The organism is Pseudomonas sichuanensis, assembly GCF_024749065.1.
Taxonomy (GTDB): Bacteria; Pseudomonadota; Gammaproteobacteria; order Pseudomonadales; family Pseudomonadaceae; genus Aquipseudomonas; species Aquipseudomonas sichuanensis.
The window spans coordinates 5,263,091-5,280,864 of sequence record NZ_CP087185.1 but is presented as its reverse complement, the minus strand read 5'-3'; the positions used below and the strand labels follow the sequence as shown (position 1 = coordinate 5,280,864).

General features: G+C 66.9%; 18 protein-coding genes. 9 read left to right on the top strand and 9 right to left on the bottom strand.

The window, feature by feature from the left end:
- Positions 1–88 precede the first annotated feature (88 nt).
- The 7 genes from LOY51_RS23795 to LOY51_RS23765 are packed head-to-tail and all read left to right on the top strand — an operon-like array spanning position 89 to position 6,511.
- Positions 89–1,309: a type II and III secretion system protein family protein gene (locus tag LOY51_RS23795; protein WP_223811946.1), complete on the top strand. Its 1,221-nt coding sequence runs from the start codon at positions 89–91 to the stop codon at positions 1,307–1,309.
- The gene (locus LOY51_RS23790) at positions 1,306–2,496 is read left to right on the top strand and encodes a CpaE/TadZ family protein (RefSeq protein ID WP_125860538.1); all 1,191 of its coding nucleotides are present in this window, start codon (positions 1,306–1,308) and stop codon (positions 2,494–2,496) included. The genes LOY51_RS23795 and LOY51_RS23790 overlap by 4 nt, the downstream gene beginning before the upstream one ends.
- Positions 2,493–3,749, top strand: coding sequence for a TadA family conjugal transfer-associated ATPase (locus LOY51_RS23785; protein ID WP_125465677.1), 1,257 nt, complete (start codon positions 2,493–2,495; stop codon positions 3,747–3,749). The genes LOY51_RS23790 and LOY51_RS23785 overlap by 4 nt, the downstream gene beginning before the upstream one ends.
- Positions 3,746–4,627, top strand: a complete 882-nt coding sequence (locus tag LOY51_RS23780) for a type II secretion system F family protein (protein ID WP_125860536.1) — start codon at positions 3,746–3,748, stop codon at positions 4,625–4,627. The genes LOY51_RS23785 and LOY51_RS23780 overlap by 4 nt, the downstream gene beginning before the upstream one ends.
- 8 nt (positions 4,628–4,635) lie before the next feature.
- Positions 4,636–5,517, top strand: coding sequence for a type II secretion system F family protein (locus LOY51_RS23775; RefSeq protein WP_125861429.1), 882 nt, complete (start codon positions 4,636–4,638; stop codon positions 5,515–5,517).
- A gap of 12 nt (positions 5,518–5,529) precedes the next feature.
- Entirely contained in the window at positions 5,530–6,231 is a 702-nt protein-coding gene (locus LOY51_RS23770) for a tetratricopeptide repeat protein (protein WP_125860534.1), read from the top strand.
- Positions 6,232–6,244: 13 nt separating this feature from the next.
- Entirely contained in the window at positions 6,245–6,511 is a 267-nt protein-coding gene (locus LOY51_RS23765; RefSeq protein ID WP_125860532.1) for a DUF3613 domain-containing protein, read from the top strand.
- Positions 6,512–6,517: 6 nt separating this feature from the next.
- Here LOY51_RS23765 and LOY51_RS23760 read toward each other — a convergent pair whose 3' ends face one another.
- Both LOY51_RS23760 and LOY51_RS23755 read right to left on the bottom strand, forming a co-directional pair.
- On the bottom strand, positions 6,518–7,300 hold the full coding sequence (locus tag LOY51_RS23760; RefSeq protein WP_374046872.1) for a response regulator: 783 nt from the start codon (positions 7,298–7,300) through the stop codon (positions 6,518–6,520).
- Between the two features lie 110 nt (positions 7,301–7,410).
- Positions 7,411–7,881 (bottom strand): A24 family peptidase, encoded by a 471-nt coding sequence (locus LOY51_RS23755; RefSeq protein ID WP_125465672.1) that lies wholly within the window; start codon positions 7,879–7,881, stop codon positions 7,411–7,413.
- Between the two features lie 75 nt (positions 7,882–7,956).
- Here LOY51_RS23755 and LOY51_RS23750 point away from each other — a divergent pair, with 75 nt between their 5' ends.
- Together LOY51_RS23750 and LOY51_RS23745 are read left to right on the top strand one after the other, a co-directional pair.
- Positions 7,957–8,400: a TadE/TadG family type IV pilus assembly protein gene (locus tag LOY51_RS23750; protein ID WP_110992913.1), complete on the top strand. Its 444-nt coding sequence runs from the start codon at positions 7,957–7,959 to the stop codon at positions 8,398–8,400.
- Between the two features lie 26 nt (positions 8,401–8,426).
- Positions 8,427–11,033, top strand: coding sequence for a PAS domain-containing sensor histidine kinase (locus LOY51_RS23745; RefSeq protein ID WP_258643321.1), 2,607 nt, complete (start codon positions 8,427–8,429; stop codon positions 11,031–11,033).
- Here the strand turns inward: LOY51_RS23745 and LOY51_RS23740 are convergent.
- The 7 genes from LOY51_RS23740 to LOY51_RS23710 all read right to left on the bottom strand — a co-directional run bounded on the left by LOY51_RS23740 (position 11,018) and on the right by LOY51_RS23710 (position 17,772).
- The gene (locus LOY51_RS23740) at positions 11,018–12,934 is read right to left on the bottom strand and encodes a pilus assembly protein TadG-related protein (RefSeq protein WP_223811874.1); all 1,917 of its coding nucleotides are present in this window, start codon (positions 12,932–12,934) and stop codon (positions 11,018–11,020) included. The genes LOY51_RS23745 and LOY51_RS23740 overlap by 16 nt on opposite strands.
- 214 nt (positions 12,935–13,148) lie before the next feature.
- Entirely contained in the window at positions 13,149–13,709 is a 561-nt protein-coding gene (locus LOY51_RS23735; protein ID WP_125860526.1) for a DUF4136 domain-containing protein, read from the bottom strand.
- Positions 13,710–13,729: 20 nt separating this feature from the next.
- Positions 13,730–14,365 carry a DUF4136 domain-containing protein gene (locus tag LOY51_RS23730; protein ID WP_125860524.1) on the bottom strand — a complete coding sequence of 212 codons (636 nt, stop codon included), beginning with the start codon at positions 14,363–14,365 and terminating at the stop codon, positions 13,730–13,732.
- 21 nt (positions 14,366–14,386) lie between these two features.
- Positions 14,387–15,136 carry a methyltransferase domain-containing protein gene (locus LOY51_RS23725; RefSeq protein WP_125465668.1) on the bottom strand — a complete coding sequence of 250 codons (750 nt, stop codon included), beginning with the start codon at positions 15,134–15,136 and terminating at the stop codon, positions 14,387–14,389.
- Positions 15,133–15,438, bottom strand: a complete 306-nt coding sequence (locus LOY51_RS23720; protein WP_125465667.1) for a MazG-like family protein — start codon at positions 15,436–15,438, stop codon at positions 15,133–15,135. Before LOY51_RS23720 ends, LOY51_RS23725 begins: the two co-directional genes overlap by 4 nt.
- 128 nt (positions 15,439–15,566) lie before the next feature.
- Positions 15,567–16,418 carry a MaoC family dehydratase gene (locus LOY51_RS23715; RefSeq protein WP_125860522.1) on the bottom strand — a complete coding sequence of 284 codons (852 nt, stop codon included), beginning with the start codon at positions 16,416–16,418 and terminating at the stop codon, positions 15,567–15,569.
- Position 16,419: 1 nt separating this feature from the next.
- The gene (locus tag LOY51_RS23710; protein ID WP_125860520.1) at positions 16,420–17,772 is read right to left on the bottom strand and encodes a 3-oxoacyl-ACP reductase; all 1,353 of its coding nucleotides are present in this window, start codon (positions 17,770–17,772) and stop codon (positions 16,420–16,422) included.
- Positions 17,773–17,774: the final 2 nt, after the last annotated feature.

Sequence of the window (17,774 nt, the reverse complement as noted above, 5' to 3'; positions counted from 1 at the left end):
GCGTAGTTCTTTGCGTAGTACCTGGCGTCGCACGCCGCGTCGCTCCGCGCAGCGGCCCTGGCTGTTGTGTCTCGCCCTGTCGTTGTCGATGCCGGTGGCGCAAGCGGCGGGCAAGGGGTGCGCGGCATTCGACCAGTTGCCTTCGGTGATCGAGATGGATCAGGGCCTGCAGCAGGAGCTGCGCCTGCCGGTGGCCATCATCCGCGCCGCGGTGGGTGACCCCAAGGTGGCCGATGTGCAGCCCAGCGGCGAACGCGCCGTGCTGCTGACCTCGGTGGGGCAGGGCAATACCAGCGTGATGCTGTGGACAGACTGCGCCCCGCGACCGCACCGGGCCATGCTGTTCGTCAAGGGCCGGGCCAGCGCGGACATGGCCGAGGTGGCGCAACCCTCCGCTGGGCAGGACGCCCTGCCGATCCAGGTGCAGGCCGATATCCGATTCGTCGAGGTGCGTCGGCAAAAATACAAGGAAGCCGGCGCCAGGCTGTTCTTCAAAGGCTCCAACAACAGCCTGTTCGGCTCGCCCAACACGGTGCCCAACACCTTTGTGCGCCCCGACTATGTGCCGGGCATCCAGACCGGAACCAACCCGGTGACCTACGCCGATGTGCGGCCGGGCATCCCGCTCGACAACAACGTCTTCAACATTGTCTGGGGCGGCGGCAGCAGCCGGTTCCTGGCAATGATCAACGCCCTTGAGAACAGCGGTTTCGCCTACACCCTGGCGCGCCCCAGCCTGACCGTGCTCAGCGGCCTGACCGCAAGCTTCCTGGCCGGCGGCGAGGTGCCCATCCCGGTGCCCAGCAGTGGCAGCGACAACGTCTCGATCGAGTACAAGGAATTTGGCGTGCGCCTGGCCTTGACCCCCACGGTGGTCAGCCGCAACCGCATCACCCTCAAGGTGGCCCCCGAGGTCAGCGAGCTGGACTACAGCAACGCGGTGACCATCGCCGGCACCCAGGTGCCGGCCCTGAGCGTGCGGCGCACCGACACCAGCATTTCCCTGGCCGATGGTGAGAGTTTCATCATCAGCGGGCTGGTCAGCAGTAACGTGCGCTCTTCCGTGGACAAGCTGCCGGGGTTGGGCAACCTGCCGATCATCGGCGCGTTCTTCCGCCAATCGGCGCTCAACCGTGAAGAGACCGAACTGCTGATGATCGTGACCCCGCACCTGGTCCAGCCGCTGGCCGCCGACGCGCGCCTGCCGGAGCTGCCCGGCGAGGCGCTGCGTACCTACGACCCCAGTTGGGGTCGCCTGTTCTTCATGGAAAACGGCAGTTTCGAAGGCCAAGGCGGGTTGTCCCGATGAACGAAAGCCACAACCAGACGTACCTGGCCCTGACCCGCAACCAGGACGACCTGCAATGGCTGCAGGGCGCCCTGGCGCCGTTGGGGCAGGTGATCGGCGCCAATGGCCCGAGCCTCGACGAGTTGCTGGCGCTGGTCGACATGACCTTCAGCAACCTGGTGTTCATCGGCCTCGACCGCGAGCAACTGATCGCCCAGTGCGCGCTGATCGAAGGGGTACTGGAGGCCAAGCCGATGCTGGCCATCGTCGCGCTCGGCGATGGCATGGACAACCAGTTGGTACTGCATGCCATGCGCGCTGGCGCCCGCGACTTCGTCGCCTATGGTTCGCGTGCCAGCGAGGTGGCCGGGCTGGTACGGCGCCTGGGCAAACGCCTGCCGACCGTGGCCAGCAACCCCAGCCTGGGTGTGCTCAGCGTGCTCTACGGTGCCCAGCGCGGGGCCGACGGTGCGCTGCTGACCACCCACCTGGCGCGGGTGGTGCAGGACAGCGGCCAGCAGACCCTGCTGCTCGACCTGGGCCTGCCCCGTGGCGACAGCCTGGCGCTGCTGGGGCTGGAGGCGTCGTTCCACTTCGGCGATGCCTTGCGCCACCTGCGCCGGCTCGACGCCACGCTGATCGACAGCGCCTTCACCCGCGACAAAGGCGGCCTGCGCATTCTCGCCTACGCCGCCAACGACGAGGCGCTGGAGCAGACCAGCGCCGCCGAGCTGTACATGCTGCTCAGTGCCTTGCGCCAGCATTTCCAGCACATCGTGCTGAACCTCACCGGGCAGGCCGACAGCGAAGCGTTGCGCACCCTGGTCAGCCATTGCGACAAGCTGATCCTGTACACCGACCAGAACATCCTCGATTGCCGGCGCAACCTGGAGCTGCTCGAGCAGTGGCGTGATCGCGGCATCAAGCTCGACCATGCCAGCCTGCTGGTCGACCGCTTCATGCGCCATGTGGCGCCGGATGCCGAGGCCCTGGCCAAGCGCTATGGCTTGACGCTGCTCAAGGTCATGCCCTACAGCCCGGAGCTGCGCCTGAATGCCAAGAACCAGGGCCTGAGCCTGTTCGAGCTGGCCCCACGCGAAGCGCTGAGCCAGGCACTGCGCGAACTCGGCGAGCGCCTGGCGCGGCGCTCGGAAAACCTGGCGCCCCCCACCCACACCTGGCTGCGCCGCCTGTGGAGCAACCGATGAGCAGCGAAGAACCCTTTGGCGGGCCGCGGCAGGCGGCAAACGACCCGCAGGTGCTCAAGCGGGCCCTGCACCGGCATGTCATCGATGCCATCGAGGACACTGGCCGCAACCTGCTCGAAGGCGCGCGCCCGGCCCTGGCGCAGTTCGTCCTGGAGCAGGTGGGCGACTATGTGGCGCGCCTGCGCCTGGCCCTGTCGCGTTACGAGATGGAGCGCCTGGCCGAAGAGATCGTCGACGAGCTGACCGGCTACGGTCCGCTGGAAGTGCTGCTGCGCGACCCGAGTGTCACCGAAATCCTGGTCAATGGCCCGTACCGGGTATTCGTCGAACGGGGCGGGCTGCTGCAGCACACCGACTTGCGTTTTATCGACGCACACCATGTGCAACGGGTGATGCAGCGCATCCTGGCGCCCTTGGGGCGGCGCCTGGACGAGTCGTCGCCGATGGTCGATGCGCGCATGCCCGACGGCAGCCGGGTCAATGCGATCATCCCGCCGGTGGCGCTGGACGGGCCGTGCCTGTCGATCCGCAAGTTTCGCCAGGACATGCTCAAGAGTGCCGACCTGCTGGCCACCCGGGCCATCGACCAGGCGATCTACGATTTCCTCGAGCGCGCCGTGGGCCGGCGCTGCAACATCCTCGTCAGCGGCGGCACCGGCACCGGCAAGACCACCTTGCTCAATATCCTCAGCCAGATGATCGCGCCCCAGGAGCGGCTGGTGACCATCGAGGATGTCGCCGAGCTGCAACTGCACCACCCGCACGTGGTGCGCCTGGAAACCCGTCCGCCCAACGCCGAAGGCCATGGCGAGATCAAGGCCAGCGAGTTGATCCGCAACGCCCTGCGCATGCGCCCCGACCGCATCATCCTCGGCGAGATCCGTGGCGCCGAAGTGGTCGATGTGATGACGGCGATGAACACCGGCCACGATGGCTCGATGAGCACCGTGCACGCCAACAGTGCGCAGGATGCCCTGCTGCGCCTGGAAACCCTGGTCGGCCTGACGGGCCGCCAGGTGGCCGAGAAGACCCTGCGCCAGATGATCTGCGCGGCGCTGGATGTGGTGATCCAGCTGACCCGCCTGGCCGATGGCCGCCGTTGCGTGAGCGAAGTGCTGGAGGTGGTCGGCGTGCGTGACGATGTGTACGTCACCAATACCTTGTTTCGCCTCGACCGGCGCGGCGGCGATGTGTTCCTCAGCGAGGCACCGCACCCGGCAGGGGCCAAGCTGCGCCACGAGGGCCTGCTGTGATCGGCCCGCTGCTGCTGGCATTGGCGCCGCTGTGCCTGGGCATGGCGTTGCTGCTGTGGCGTGTGGCCCTGCACAAGCGCGGTGAGGAGCGCATCCTGCATCGCCTGGGCCGGGCCTACCGCGCAGTGCGCGGCGCCAGTGGCAGGCGTGACTGGCTCGACCCGCTGTTGCAGCGGGCCGGCCTGACGCCGGGCGAGCGCAGCTTGCACTACGGGTTGCTGGCCTGGCTGGGCCTGGTGCTGGTCGCCGGCCTGGCCGCAGGCTGGGTGGCGGCAGTGCTGATGCTGCTCGGCCTGCCTTTGCTTGGCCATGCCTACCTCAGTTGGCGCTGCCGCCGACGGGTGCGGCAGATCGTCGCGCAACTGCCTGGGCTGCTGGACTACAGCGTGCGCAGCCTCAAAGCCGGGCGTACCTTGAACGACGCGGTGCTCGGGGGGATCGATGGCACGCGCGAGCCACTGCACTCGGCGATGCTGCGGGTGCGGCGCAACGTGCGCATGGGCGTGCCGCTGGAGGATGCGGTCAGTGAACTGGCCGAGTTGTACCGCCAGGACGAGCTGCGCCTGTTTGCCCTGGGCCTGCGCATCAACCAGCGCCATGGCGGCAATGCCAGTGAATTGATGGAGAACCTGATCAAGTTGATCCGCGAGCACGAGCAGGGCGACCGCCAGTTGCGCGCGATGACCGGCGAAACGCGCATCACCGCGTGGATCCTGGGGGCGTTGCCGTTGGGCATGGTCGGTTATTTCCTGCTCGCCAACCCCGGTTACCTGCTGGGCATGTGGCGCGACAGCCATGGGCAGACGATGTTGCTGCTGGCCTTCGCCCTCCAGGCCATCGGTTGCCTGGTGCTGTGGCGCATGATGAGGCGCCTGTGAACGCGGCCATGCTGTTCAGCGCCCTGTGCCTGCTGGCAGGCTTTGCCCTGCTGGCGCTGCAGGCCGCGCGGCAGATGCGCGCCCGTCAGCGGGTGGCGCGGCGGCTGCAGGGGCGGCTGGCCCCTGACGAACGGCTGGGCGACTGGCTGCAGTGGCTGGGCAGCAGCCGGCTGGGGCGACGCCTGCAGCGTCTCGACGGCGAGACCCAGGTGCTGTTGGAGCGCCTGGGCTGGCGGCGCAGCCGGCAGCGGGCGTTGTTCGCCGCGCTGCAGCTCGGGCTGCCGTTGCTGGCCACGGTCCTGGTGCTGGTGATGGTGCATGGCTTGCCGGGTGAGCGCCGGGGCAACTGGATGGTGCTGGTGCTGTGCGCGCTGGGTGCCGGCTACCTGGTGCCCAAGCGCCTGCTCGCCGCGGCGGCGGCTCGGCGCCAACGCAAGATCGCCCAGGAAGTCAGCCTGATGATCCCCTTGCTGCGCATTCTGTTCGAGACCGGCCTTGCGGTGGAGCAGGCCTTGCGCGTGCTGGCCCTGGAGGGGCGCAGCCTGGTGCCGAACATCTGCGACGAATTGCAGCTGGTGTTGCAGCGGGTCGACTCGGGGCTGGCGCTGGGGCCGGAACTGGAAAAGACCGCACGGCTGCTGGCGGTGGACGAGTTCATCGACACCTGCGTGATCCTCCAGCAGTTGCTGGTGCAAGGCAGCGGTTCGATGAAGTCGTTGCTGGCGCTCAAGGAGCTGCTGGATGACCGGCGCCTGACCGGCCTGCAGGAGCGGGTGTCGAAGATGTCGGCAAAGATGTCGGCGGTGATGATGGTGTTCCTGTTCCCGGCCTTGCTTATCGTCCTGGCCGGGCCGGGCTTTTCCGCCTTGGCGCGGGCATTGGGATCCTGAGGGGGGAGAGGGATGAAAGCGATCGTGCTGATGACGGGCCTGTTGCTGCTGACCGGTTGTGCCGGGCAGCAGCCCGAAGGCCTGGCCCGCCTGCTCGGCGGCGGCAGCTGCGGCAAGCCCGCAGCCGACCAGCAACTGAGCCTGGACATGGCCGACCAGATGATTGGCGAAGGTCGCCCGCATGCGGGGTTGGCGCATCTGGAGCAACTGCCGGAAACCCTTGACCAGGTGCGCCTGCGCAAGGCCAAGGTGCTGCGCCTGCTGGGGCGCAGCGAGGCCGAACCGCTGTACCGCAGCCTGCTGGGGGGCTGCCTGGCGGCAGAGGGCGAGCATGGCCTGGGGCAGATAGCCGCGGCGCGGGGCGACGACACCCAGGCCCTGCGTAACCTGCAGCGCGCAGTACGCCTGGCGCCGACCGATGAAAAAGTGCGCAACGACCTGGGCCTGGTGCAGATGAAGCTGGGCAACGATGAGCAGGCGCGCTTCGAGTTCCTCACTGCCCTTGAGCTGAAGGACGACAACCCATTGCCGGCGGTCAACCTGGTGGCCCTGTCACTGCTGCAGGACAACTGGAACCAGGCCGAGGACCTGGTCAAGCGCCTGCGGCTCAAGCCTGAGCAGTTCGCCGAAGCCCAGGCCCGGGCCCAGCAGCTCAGGGCCGGCGGGCGCGGCCCGCTCGCCGCCCGCAACACGCCGACGGCGGCCATCAATTGAACGGGAGGTGAGCATGTTCAAGCCCTGGATAGCCCTGGCCTGCCTGGCCACGCCACTGCTGGCACAGGCCGAGCAGCCGCTGCGCCAAGCGCGGGCAGAAACTGCCACCGAGGCGCTGTTGCAGGTGCAGGCGAGCAATCGGCAGGCCTCGCCGGTGCGCCAGCAGCAGACCGACAAGGAGCGCGACCAGTCCATGCAGCGCTGGCTGGACAGCTACAAGTACGAGATTCCGGACTTCTATCGCTGGACCAAGATCAGCTCGTCGAACAACGGCGGTTGATGGCCGTCAATGGGTGGTGAAGCGCTGGTGCAGCGGCGACGAGCCGGGCGCCAGCGCCAGTGCCAGCTGCGTGCGGTTGTGCATGTGGGTCAGGCGCAATACCTGTGACACGTAGAGTTTGACGGTGTTCTCGGTGATGCCCAGCTCGCAGGCGATCTGGTAGTTGGTCTTGCCCTTGCTCACCAGCTTTGCCACTTCCATCTGGCGCGGGGACAGCTTCTCGAATGCCGACGGCAGCTCCGGCTCGGCCTCCTCGATGTCCGTGGCGCGGCGATGCACGCCCTGGCCGCGGGCTTTTTCCAGGTCCTGGTAGAGCTCGTCGATGGACTCGGCCAGGCCCTGCAAGCGCTGGTTGAGGCTGCCCAGTTCGCGAAAGTTGCGCTTACGCTCCAGCAAGGCGAGTTCCTGGCGCCGCACGCCTTCGAGCAGCTCGGTCAGGTCCATGGGTTTCTGGTAGTAGTCGGCGAAACCTTCGCGCAGGGCGCGGATTACATCCTGCTTGTCGGCGCGGCCGGTCAGCATGATTGCCTCGAACATCCGCTGGTTGCCGGAGATCTGTTTCAGCGCACGGACCAGCTCGATGCCATCGCGCTCGGGCATGTGCAGGTCGCAGATCACCAGGCCGATGGCTTCGTCGGCGATGTACTGCTCGATGGCCTGGTCCGTGGAATGGGCCGGGATGCAGCGATAGCCTTCGCTTTCCAGCCAGTCGCACAACTCTTCGACAATCATCGGCTGGTCGTCGACAACCAGCACTTTCACTTCACTGACGGACTTGTTCACGATCAACTCCCTGTCGTATCGGTCTTGCTGCCGGGCCGCAGGCACCGGCAACAAAAAAGTAGTCGCACTTTGCAATCAAGTACATGGACTGTACACCCTATCCGAACGTTCAGTCTTCATTGGATCCAAACTGCCGTCAGGAGAAAACCGGCCAGTACATAAGGCGCAAAGGGCTGCTTGTCACCGACTTCCTCAGCGAGTTTCTGTAGGCGCTTTTTCAGTTTGGGGTTGAGCAAGGTCCACAGCCGGCGCCGGCCCAGCAGCCAGGCCAGCACGGTGATGCCGGCACCAATGAAAGTACCCAGCACATACTGCGGGCTGGTGGCCAGGGCCAGGGCGCCCATCAGCTTGACGTCGCCGGCACCGAAACGGCCAAGCATGTAGCCGGGCAATGTCAGCAGCATGACGATGGCCAGGGCCCAGCCGGCCTCGCTGGCATCGGCGCCGATCCAGGTGTGGCCGGTGGCGAACAGCCAGGCCAGGGCACAGGTCGCGACACCTAGGGTGAGGGCGTTGGAAATCTGCCGTTCACGGACATCTTGTTCGGTGCACAAGGCAAGCCACATCAGGAGAACAATGCTTTGCATTGGCAAATTGCCATCCCTATTCGTTGAACGGTTCTATGCTGTCAGACAGGTCTCACAGTCAGGGTAGACGCGATCATGCAAGCAAGCCCGGCGGGACGGCAAAAAGGCGCGGCAGCCATCGAGTTTGTCGCTGTTTTCATGATTTTTTTCGCGGTGTTCTACGGGCTGGTCAGTTATGCCCTGCCGATGCTGATGCTGCAGTCGTTCAACCAGGCCAGCAGCGAGGCGGTGCGTCGCTGCGTGGCCGTCGACCCGGCAAGCGCCACCTATGCCCTGGACGTGCAAGGCGTGGCGCACCAGGTAATAAGCCGGCAGTTGGCCTGGATGCCCGACGCCCTCGGCTTCAACGTGGCGGGCGACACCCGGGTTGTGGTGGGGGCGGACAAGTTGCTGACGGTCACCATCGACTACCCCCGTGATCGGCTGGAGCGGGTACTGCCAGTGCTGGTGCTGCCGCTGATCGGCGAGGTGCCCAAGCTGCCTGCGCGCCTGCAGGCCCAGGCGAGCCTGCAACTGTGACGGGCGGCCTGTTCGACCGTTGGCGCATGGCGCCGTCCCCTGCACCCGAGCTGCCCAACGTGCCGGCGGTGGGCCTGCAACTGTGGCTCGACGATCAGGCTCGGGTGCTGCGTCTGGCGGGCCCGCTGCGGACCTTGCTGGCCTTGCCTGGGCGTTCCGCCGCGCGGGTGCACGACTACCTGCAACGCCACAGCTGGCTGGTGCTCGAGGGCGAACCCGGCGATTGGCAGGGGCAGCCGCTGGATCTGGACTTCCACACCGTCATGGGCCAGGCGCTGCATACCCGTGGCTGGTTGCAGCGCCATGGCGAGGCCTGGCTGCTGCAGCTGTTCGATATTGGTGACCTGCTGCGCGAGCAGCGCTGGGACCGCCAGCGGCCACTGCTGGTGGAGATTGGCCATGCGCTACGTGAATGCGGCGCCGAGCGCTTGCTGCAGACCACCCGCGAGCAGTTGCAGGCGCTGGCTGAACACTGGCAGGCCTCGTCGCTGAGGCTGATGCTGCGTGAGCCGGGTGGCTGGCGCCATTACGCCAGCAACGAAGACCAGTGGCCCTGGCCGGACGATGGCCGGCTGCAGCCCTGGCTGCGGCAACTGCCAGCGCAGACCTTGATCGAGGTCACCGATGACCCCGAGCTGCTGGCGCGCTGCGGGGGGCTTTCGCTGTTCCTGGTGCCCTACCGCCAAGGGCGGGATGCCGAGGCCTGGCTGCTGTGCGCCGGGGCCACGCAGCCGCCCCCGGCCGACATGGCGCTGGCGTTGGCGCGGACCTTGGTCGAGCCGCTGCTGGCGCGCCATCGGCACCAGCAGTTGCAGCACCAGGCCAGCCACCTCGACGACCTCCAGCAGCAACTGGGGGCGGGCTGGTGGGAGTGGCCGCTGGACGGCCAGTTGCAACTCGACCCGGCGCTGGCCACGACGCTGGCGTTGCCGTGCCAGGTCGGTGAAGGGCACTGGTTGGCGCGCCTGCACCCGGCCGACCGTGAGCCCGCGCAATTGGCGTTGCAGCAGGCGCGTGAAGGGCTGGCGCTGAACCTCAGCCTGCGCCTGGGCGAGGCCGAAGGCATGGGGGCGCAGCGCTGGTTCCAATGGGTCGGCCAGTTGCAGGGGCAGCAGTTGCGCGGTTTTCTGCTCGACATCAGCGCGCTCAAGATCCAGGAACATCAGGCCGGCACTGCCCGTGCCCGGCTGGAAAACCTGATCGCCAGTTCGCCGGCGGTGATCTACGTGCAGCGCTACGCCGACGGCGCGCTGCACAGCGAGTTTTTCAGCGCCAGCCTGGCGCCGTTGCTGGGCTGGCCTGCCGACGGCGAGCTGGCCCGCCAGCCGGGCCTGGCCGTGCACCCGGATGACCGGCCGCTGTGGCTGGCGCGCACCCGCGACCTGTTGCGCGACGGCCAGGTGCGCTGCCGTTACCGCCTGCGTGATCAGCTTGGCGGCTACCACTGGATGCACGATGAGGCGCGCCTGCTGCGTGACGACCTCGGCCAGCCACGGGAGGTGGTCGGGCTGTGGCTGGATGTCAGCGAAGCGACCGAGGCCGCTGAGCGCACGCGCCAGAGTGAGGAGCGCTACCGCGTGCTGGTGGAGGACTCGCCAGCGATGATCTGCCGCTACCGCCCGGACCTGAGCCTGGTGTTCGGCAACCGGCCCCTGGCCGACTACCTGCACTGCACGCCGGAGCAGTTGGTGGGCGCGAACCTGGGCCAGTGGCTGTCCGCCAGCCAGCGTGAAGACTTCCTGCAGCGCTTGCAGGCACTGACCCCGGAGCAGCCGATGAGCAGCGCGGAAATTTGCCTGCAACTGCCTGGCCGTGAACAGGCCTGGTGGGTGTGGGCCGATCGCGGGCTGTTCGATGCCCAGGGCCGCCTGCTGGAGATCCAGGCTGTCGGCCGTGACAACACGGCGGTGCGGCGCAGCCAGCAGCAATTGCTGCAGGGGGCGAAGATGGCCACGCTGGGCGAGCTGGCCACCGGGCTGGTGCACGAGATCAACCAGCCGCTCAACGTGATGCGCATGGCGCTGGTCAACGCGCTGCAACGCCTGGAGAACGGCACTGCCGAGCCTGCGTACATGGAACAGAAACTGCGCCGGATCGAGGCCCAGATCGAGCGCGCCGCGCGGTTGGTCGAGCACATGCGCGTGTATGGCCGGCGTTCGGCGCCCGAGCGTGAGTGCTTCAGCGCCTGGGGCGCGGTGGAAGGGGCCCGCGCCTTGCTGGAGGAGGGGCTGCGCGGCAAGGGCGTGAACCTGTGCATCGAGGCGCCCGCCGAGCAACCGCAGGTGTTCGGCCATCAGGACCAGCTGGAGCAGGTGTTGATCAACCTGATGGTCAACGCCCGGGACGCCTTGCTCGAGCAGCGCCGCGCGCAGCCGTGGATTCGTGTTCGCCAGACCTTGCTGGGTTCGCGCCTGTGCCTGCTGGTGGAAGACAACGGCGGTGGCATCGACCCGCATCTGCTCGAACGTATCTTCGAACCCTTCTTCACTACCAAGCCGGCCGGGGTCGGCACCGGCCTTGGGCTGTCGGTCAGCCACGGGATCGTCAGCCATATGGGCGGCAGCCTGTCGGTGGCCAACAGCGACGAGGGCGCGTGTTTCCGGGTTGAACTGCCGCTTCACAGCAGCAGTTGAGCATGCCCGCTGCTGCAACTGAGGTTGGCGCCGACCTGGGCGTTGGCCAGGTCGATGCCCAGGGTCTTGAGCAGCACGTTGAGCAAGGGGTCGATCAGTGGGCTGAGCAGGTTTTTGATCAGCGGCTCCAGGATACCTTTCACGGTAGAGAGCGTGCCTGCCACAAGGGTCATCAGGTCACCGAACACATTGTTCACGTCAGGCTTGTAGGCTTCTATCTGAACGCCCGCAAATGTGCTGGTCAGGCTGCCGACCACATCCTGGTTGCTCATGCGCTGGTAGGCCGGCAGCTGGTTGAGCTCGGGCGGTGCAGAACTCCCTTCGAACAGCAGCGGCGTGGTCGTCGCCTGCATGATCGGGGCATTGGCCTTGAGCCCAAGGCCACCTCCGGCGAAAGCGGCACGGGTACAGGCGGCGCCGAGTGGGCCGCAGGTCTTGATGCCGATATCAACGAGCGGTATTGGGGTGAGCGCCGAGCTTCCATTCACGAAGAAGGTGTTCGCGTCCTTGTACTTGCCGATGGTCACGATGGCCGCTGCACTGCGAGTGGTGGCGGTAAGGCGCTTGTCGGGTTGGCAACGGTAGTCGGTCACCCGACTTTCGGCCTTGGCCACCTCGATACCGATGTGCAGTGATGCTTTGTCCGGCACGACTTTCACGTCGACGTACTTGCACTGACTGAGCCCCAACGCGCAAGTCAGCGACTGCACCACACCCACCAGGTTCAAGTGCAGCAGGTCGTTGAGCACCGAGGTCAGCGGGGCGGCCAGGCTGGTCACAGCATTCACCAGCCCAAGCACGCCATCGAGCAGTGGCAGGTCGAGCGATACCAATGCCTGCACCTGTGCGGTATGCACTTCGATCACGTCGGTGGCGGGGTTGCCCACCGCCGAGACCTGTTCGGGCTGGATCACCTTCATCTGGACTCGGCCATTGACCAGCCCCAATACGCTGATGGGTAGATCGACGTTGGCAGCGTTCTTGCTCACGGCCAACTGGATCACTCCCTGGACCAGTTGCAACAGCTGAATGCTGCTGTCCAGACCGGCCTGCGCCGTGCCGTTCTGGATGTCGAGAATGTCACCCAGATGCAGTTTGCCGCTGGGTGTCCCGACAGCAACATTGCCAAGGTTGGTGGCGACGCCAAGCGTCGAACTGCTCTGTTGCAAGACATGGACGGCGGCGTTCAGCAACTGGGTGAGCGTGGCATCCGTGTTGAGCAGCTTGTCGTAATCACCGGCCTTGATATTCAGGTCTACCGCCAGTTGCTCGACATATTTGAGCAGGTTGATCTGGGTATCGGCGATGCCCTGCCAGCCGGCCAGGTTGAGCTGGGCGTTACCGCCCAGGCTGGTCAACAGGGCATTGAGCAAGGTGGAGTGGCGCGAGTCGAGGGTTGCCAGGGTACTGCGAATTCGCAGCATTGCCTGTGGCGGCGCGGGCTTGGCCGCCACCGCAGTGGCATGCAGCGTGGTGGTACGCGAGAAGTTGCCATCGATCAGGCTGAACAGGCCGCCGGCGGCACTGGTGGTCACCTGCTCGCGGACTTCGACCTTGATCGCTTCAGGGCGGCTGTTATCGGCGTTGAATACCCGCAGGTTGTCAGTGCCGGTGCGCAGGTAGCCACAGCTGGCGATCAAGGGGTTGTTGACGGAATGGCCGTTGCGGGTGGCGGCGTTGCGGGCCAGGACCGAGGCCTGGACGCCGGCGCCGCTGCAGACGCCGCCATGTTCGGCGGCCTCCAGCGCGGCCATGTCGGCGATGCGCTGCAGCTTGCGTTGTTCCAGGTACAGGCGCCCGCTGTCGACGGTGAGCAGCATGAACAGCAGGGCCAGGCCAAGGGTCAGTGCGGCCATCAGGCCGATCGCGCCGCGTTGACGTATTGCTGGATGGGCAACCACAGGCACTCCTTTGCCGGCCAGTGGCCTGGCAGCACGGCGGCGGTGCAGGGAGTGTAGTCAAGGTGGTGGCATGTTGCCTTGATTGGGGTATAGGTCGTGGACTGTCTGTCACGGCCTATCGCCGGCAAGCCGGCTCCCACAGGTGTGGCGAATGTCTGCAGAGCGGCGCTGTACCTGTGGGAGCCGGCTTGCCGGCGATGGGGCCACCACTCACTCAATGGGGTGGGTAGTTGCTCAACACTTGGGTCACGGTTTTCTGGATCGCTGTGTTGCGCTCCTGTGGGCTGGGCGGGTAGTTGTTCATGATCTGCTCGGCGCTGCCGCGCCAGACCAGCTTGCCGTCGCGGCCATCGAACAGGTCGACCTGGATGGTCGCCACCTTGTAGTCGACGCTGCGGGTCTCGTTGTACATCGGGCCGCCCCAGTAGCCCCCCCAATAGCCGCCCCAGGCGCCACCGTAGTTGGTGGTGACCTGCTGCTGGCGGTCCTCGACGATCAGGTAGGCGCGCACTTTCACATCAGGTTTGGCGTTGCCCTGTACCGGGCGCAGGCCGCGCTGGTCGAGCTGGCCGGCGACGGCCTGGCGGATGCGCTGCTCGGTGAGGTCGCTCTTGATCCGCGGGTCATCCGGCCGGTACTGCAGGCCGGGCTCCTGCCAGGCCCAGCTGCGGTAGGCGGCGAAATCGCGGCTGGCATCGAAATCCTGCTGGACGTTGTTGCTCGCACAGGCACCGAGCAGCAGCGCGAAGGACAGTACAACCAGACGTCGCAACATGATGGTTCTCCGTTAAAAAGTTAACTGGGAGGATAGCCGCTCAGTGCCTTGCTCACCGATTCGCGCAGGGCGCTCTCGCGCTCGCGCGGCGAGTCCTTGTCGCTGCCGCTTTCGGCGCTGGCGCTCCACACCGGCTGGCCGTTGCGCGCGTCGAACAGGTCGATGCGCACCACCATGACCTCGACCTGGTAGGTGCGCACGATCGGTACGCTGCCATAGGCGCCGTAGCCGTTGCGGTAGCCGCCGTAGCCGACGCTGCCGTAAGGGTAGGGCCCGTAGTAGGGGTCGTAGCTGTCGTAGTCGCGCACCTGGCGCAGGCGCCGCTCCAGGCGGATGTCGGCGCTGACCAGCAAGTCTGGCGCGCCACCCCGGGCCGGGCGCAGGCCTTGTTGATCGAGGGCGCTGCTCACCGCGTCGGCCAGTTGCCCCGGTTCGCCGTTGGCCAGGCCGATGGGCTGCTGGTTGTCGCGCCAGCTCCAACTGCGGTAGCGGCCATAGTCGCGCGGTGGCGTCGGGTAGGCGCTGGCATCGAAGGTGCCGGCGGCCTGGGGCGGGGCCGGCGGGATGGGGTTGCCACTGGCCACGTAGGGGTTGCTGCTTTGGCAGGCGGCCAGGGCGAATGGCAAGAGGGCCAGGCAGAGCAAGCGGTACGGCATGGTTCCTCCTGGCCGTTGGGGTCAGTGCGGGCGGCAGATCCAGTGCAGGTAGCGGCCGAGCCCGGCGAAACTCGGGTGACGGCGGTGCGCCAGTTCCATTTCCAGCAGGTCGAGCAGCTCGGCCTTGTCCTGGAATTCCTTGGGCATGTAGTCGTGGAACACGCGCACGCCACTTTCGCTTTCGACCTGCCACAGAGGTTCAAGTTGCGCCCGCAATTGGCGCGGATCAAGTGGTTTTTGCGGGGTCAGGCTCTGCTTTTCACCGGCCAGGCGGTTGCTGCGCAACTTGCGGAAGTGACCCTTGAGCAGGTTGCGGTAGACCAGCGCGTCGCGGTTGTAGAACGCCAGCGACAGCCAGCCGCCGGGGGCGGTCAGCTGGTGCAGTACCGGCAGGATGCTTTCCGGTTCGGCCAGCCATTCCAGTACCGCGTGGCACAGCACCAGGTCGTAGGGTTCGGTCAGCTGGCCGAGCAGGTCCTGCCACGGCGCCTGGATGAACGTGGCCTGCACGCCGGCCTCGGCGAAGCGGGTACGGGCGCCTTCGAGCATCGGCTCGGCGGGCTCGGCGAGGGTCAGCTGGTGGCCGCGCTGGGCCAGCCACAGGGCCATGTGGCCGAGGCCGGCGCCGATGTCGAGGATGCGCAGCGGGCGGTCGGGCAGGGCGTCGGCGAGGTCGGCCTGGAGCACCGCCAGGCGGATCGCACCCTTGGCGCCACCGTAGATCTTCTCGGCGAAGCGGGTGGCCAGTTCATCGAAGTGACGGTCGTTCATTTGCCGAAGCGCCTCTCGCTGTCGGCCAGCTTGGCCCGTACCACGTCGTTCATGTCCAGGCCCAGCTCGCTGCACAGCAGCAACAGGTAGAGGACGATGTCGCCGACCTCCTGGCCGGCATGGGCCAGTTGCTCCGGGGGCAACTGGCGTGACTGGTCCTCACTCAACCATTGGAAGATTTCCACCAGCTCGGCCATTTCCACGCTGGCAGCCATGGCCAGGTTCTTCGGGCTGTGGAAGCCGCGCCAGTCGTTGGTGTCGCGGATCCGGTGCAGGCGTTCGGTCAGTTCTTGCAGGTTCATCGGGGTTCTCCTCGTGGCGCATAGCTTCCGGCGAGGTCGAGGGTAAAGCAAGTGACATGAGTGGTGGCCTTATCGCGGGGCAAGCCCGCTCCCACAGTTGGCCTGGGAGCGGGCTTGCCCCGCGATGATCAGCATGAGCGCCAGCGACCTACCATGTGCAGCAGTCCGCCATGCCCATCCAAGCGCAGCTCACCCGTTGGCGCCGCGGCACTGGCACTGAGCACGACTTCCGACGGCAGCCGAACCGGCTTGTGGAAATCCACTTCGAAGCCATAGCCGGCCTTCGGCAGATGGCCCTGCAGCGCCGCCAGCGCCATGGCTTTGCTCCACATGCCGTGGGCAATGGCCCTGGGGAAACCGAACAGGCGTGCGCTGGCCGCGCTCAGGTGGATCGGGTTGTAGTCACCGCACACCCGGGCGTAGCGCCGGCCGATATCGCTGTCGGCGTACCAGCGGGTGGCTTCGGGCAGCTCAGTGGGGGCGGTTTCGCCGGCTGGTTGCGCGCTGGCGTCGAGTTTCAGCCCGCGCACCAGCATGCGGCTGGTCTCGCGCCAGAGCAGGCCCAGGCCATCCTCGGCCTCGGTGATCAGGTCGAACGTGCCGCCTTTGTCGTGCGCCTGCAGGTTCTGTGCATGCACGGCGAAGCGCAGCCCGTCGATGCCGCCGAGCGGGCGCAGCACTTCGATGCTGTTATGCAGATGCACCATGCCCAGCAGTGGGAAGGGGAAGGCGTTGGCGGTCAGCAGTTGCAACTGCAGGGTGAACGCCATGATGTGCGGGTAGGTGCCCGGCAGGCGGCCATCGTCGGGGAAGTGACAGAGCCGGCGGTAGGCCGCCAGGTGGTTCGGGTCGACCCGCAGGAAGCAGCGCAAGCCTTGCTCGGGGAGCTGCGTGGCGCTGATCTTGCGTTTGCGCAGGGCGCGCAGGTACAGGTTGACCCGTGCGTCGGGGCTGTGCAGGTCGTGCCAGGTCAAGGTCATGTCAGGCTCCTATCAGTGCCTGCCCGCAAACGCGCAGGACCTGGCCGTTGACCGCCCCCGAACCCGGCTGGCTGAGCCAGGCGATGGCTTCGGCGACATCCTGCGGCAGCCCGCCCTGGCCCAGCGAGCTCAGGCGTCGCCCGGCCTCGCGCAGGCCCATGGGCATGGCGGCAGTCATGTGGGTTTCGATGAAGCCGGGGGCCACTGCGTTGATGCTGGCGCCGTGCTTGGCCAGTGTCGGTGCCCAGGCCTGGGCAAAACCGATCAGCCCGGCCTTGCTCGCCGCGTAGTTGGCCTGGCCACGGTTGCCGGCGATGCCGCTGACCGAGGCGAGCAGGGTGATGCGTGCGCCATCGTGCAGCTTGCCGGCCTCGAACAGCGCCTGGGTGAGCACTTGCGGCGCCTTGAGATTGACCGCCAGCACCGCGTCCCAGTACTCCGGGGTCATGTTGGCGAGGGTCTTGTCGCGGGTGATGCCGGCGTTGTGCACGAGGATATCGAGGCCATCGGGCAGCGCTTCGACCAGTTGCGTGGCGGCGTCGGCGGCGCAGATGTCCAGGGCCAGGGCGCGGCCACCCAGGCGCTCGGCGAGGGCGTCGAGGTCCTTTTGCGCCTGGGGCACGTCGAGCAGGGTCACCTCGGCGCCATCACGGGCCAGGGTTTCGGCGATGGCCGCGCCGATACCACGGGCGGCGCCGGTGACCAGGGCCCGGCGCCCGGCGAGCGGGCGGGTCCAGTCACCGACCTGGGCGGCGCAGGCGCTCAGGTGCAGTACCTGGCCGCTGATGAAGGCGCTTTTGGGCGAAAGGAAGAAACGCAGCGCACCCTCCAGCTGGTCCTCGGCATCGGCGCTGACATACAGCAGGTTGGCGGTGGCGCCGTTGCGCAACTCCTTGCCCAGGGAACGGCTGAAGCCTTCCAGGGCGCGCTGGGCAACACTGGCCTGCGGATTGGCGGTGGCCTGCGGGGGGCGGCCGAGGATCACCACGTGGGCGCAAGGCGCCAGGCTGCGCAGCAGCGGTTGGAAGAATTCGCGCAATTGCTTGAGCTGGTCGCTATCGGCCAACGCGCTGGCATCGAACACCAGCGCCTTGGGTTTTGGCCCCAGGCCTGCAACCCAGGCCGGCGATTGCAGGCTGTCGTCATTGAAGCTGTAGCATTCGCCGGTCAGGCGCGGGGCAATGCTCTCCACCTGCCTGGCCAGTGGCCCGCCGCCCAGCACCAGGGCGCCTTCCACCGGGCGCAGGCGGCCTGGTTGCCAGCGTTCCAGCGGGGCCGGGCGTGGCAGGCCAAGGGCATCGACCAGGCGCCGGCCGAGGTTGGAGTTGGCAAAGCCGAGATAGCGATCACTCATGT

Bases quoted from the DNA above. Each gene is read 5' to 3' on its own strand.
- LOY51_RS23795 (WP_223811946.1), top strand. From the start codon at position 89: ATGCCGGTGGCGCAAGCGGCGGGCAAGGGGTGCGCGGCATTCGACCAG.
- LOY51_RS23790 (WP_125860538.1), top strand. From the start codon at position 1,306: ATGAACGAAAGCCACAACCAGACGTACCTGGCCCTGACCCGCAACCAG.
- LOY51_RS23785 (WP_125465677.1), top strand. From the start codon at position 2,493: ATGAGCAGCGAAGAACCCTTTGGCGGGCCGCGGCAGGCGGCAAACGAC.
- LOY51_RS23775 (WP_125861429.1), top strand. From the start codon at position 4,636: ATGCTGTTCAGCGCCCTGTGCCTGCTGGCAGGCTTTGCCCTGCTGGCG.
- LOY51_RS23770 (WP_125860534.1), top strand. From the start codon at position 5,530: ATGAAAGCGATCGTGCTGATGACGGGCCTGTTGCTGCTGACCGGTTGT.
- LOY51_RS23765 (WP_125860532.1), top strand. From the start codon at position 6,245: ATGTTCAAGCCCTGGATAGCCCTGGCCTGCCTGGCCACGCCACTGCTG.
- LOY51_RS23755 (WP_125465672.1), bottom strand. From the start codon at position 7,881: ATGCAAAGCATTGTTCTCCTGATGTGGCTTGCCTTGTGCACCGAACAA.
- LOY51_RS23750 (WP_110992913.1), top strand. From the start codon at position 7,957: ATGCAAGCAAGCCCGGCGGGACGGCAAAAAGGCGCGGCAGCCATCGAG.
- LOY51_RS23745 (WP_258643321.1), top strand. From the start codon at position 8,427: ATGGCGCCGTCCCCTGCACCCGAGCTGCCCAACGTGCCGGCGGTGGGC.
- LOY51_RS23735 (WP_125860526.1), bottom strand. From the start codon at position 13,709: ATGTTGCGACGTCTGGTTGTACTGTCCTTCGCGCTGCTGCTCGGTGCC.
- LOY51_RS23730 (WP_125860524.1), bottom strand. From the start codon at position 14,365: ATGCCGTACCGCTTGCTCTGCCTGGCCCTCTTGCCATTCGCCCTGGCC.
- LOY51_RS23725 (WP_125465668.1), bottom strand. From the start codon at position 15,136: ATGAACGACCGTCACTTCGATGAACTGGCCACCCGCTTCGCCGAGAAG.
- LOY51_RS23720 (WP_125465667.1), bottom strand. From the start codon at position 15,438: ATGAACCTGCAAGAACTGACCGAACGCCTGCACCGGATCCGCGACACC.
- LOY51_RS23715 (WP_125860522.1), bottom strand. From the start codon at position 16,418: ATGACCTTGACCTGGCACGACCTGCACAGCCCCGACGCACGGGTCAAC.
- LOY51_RS23710 (WP_125860520.1), bottom strand. From the start codon at position 17,772: ATGAGTGATCGCTATCTCGGCTTTGCCAACTCCAACCTCGGCCGGCGC.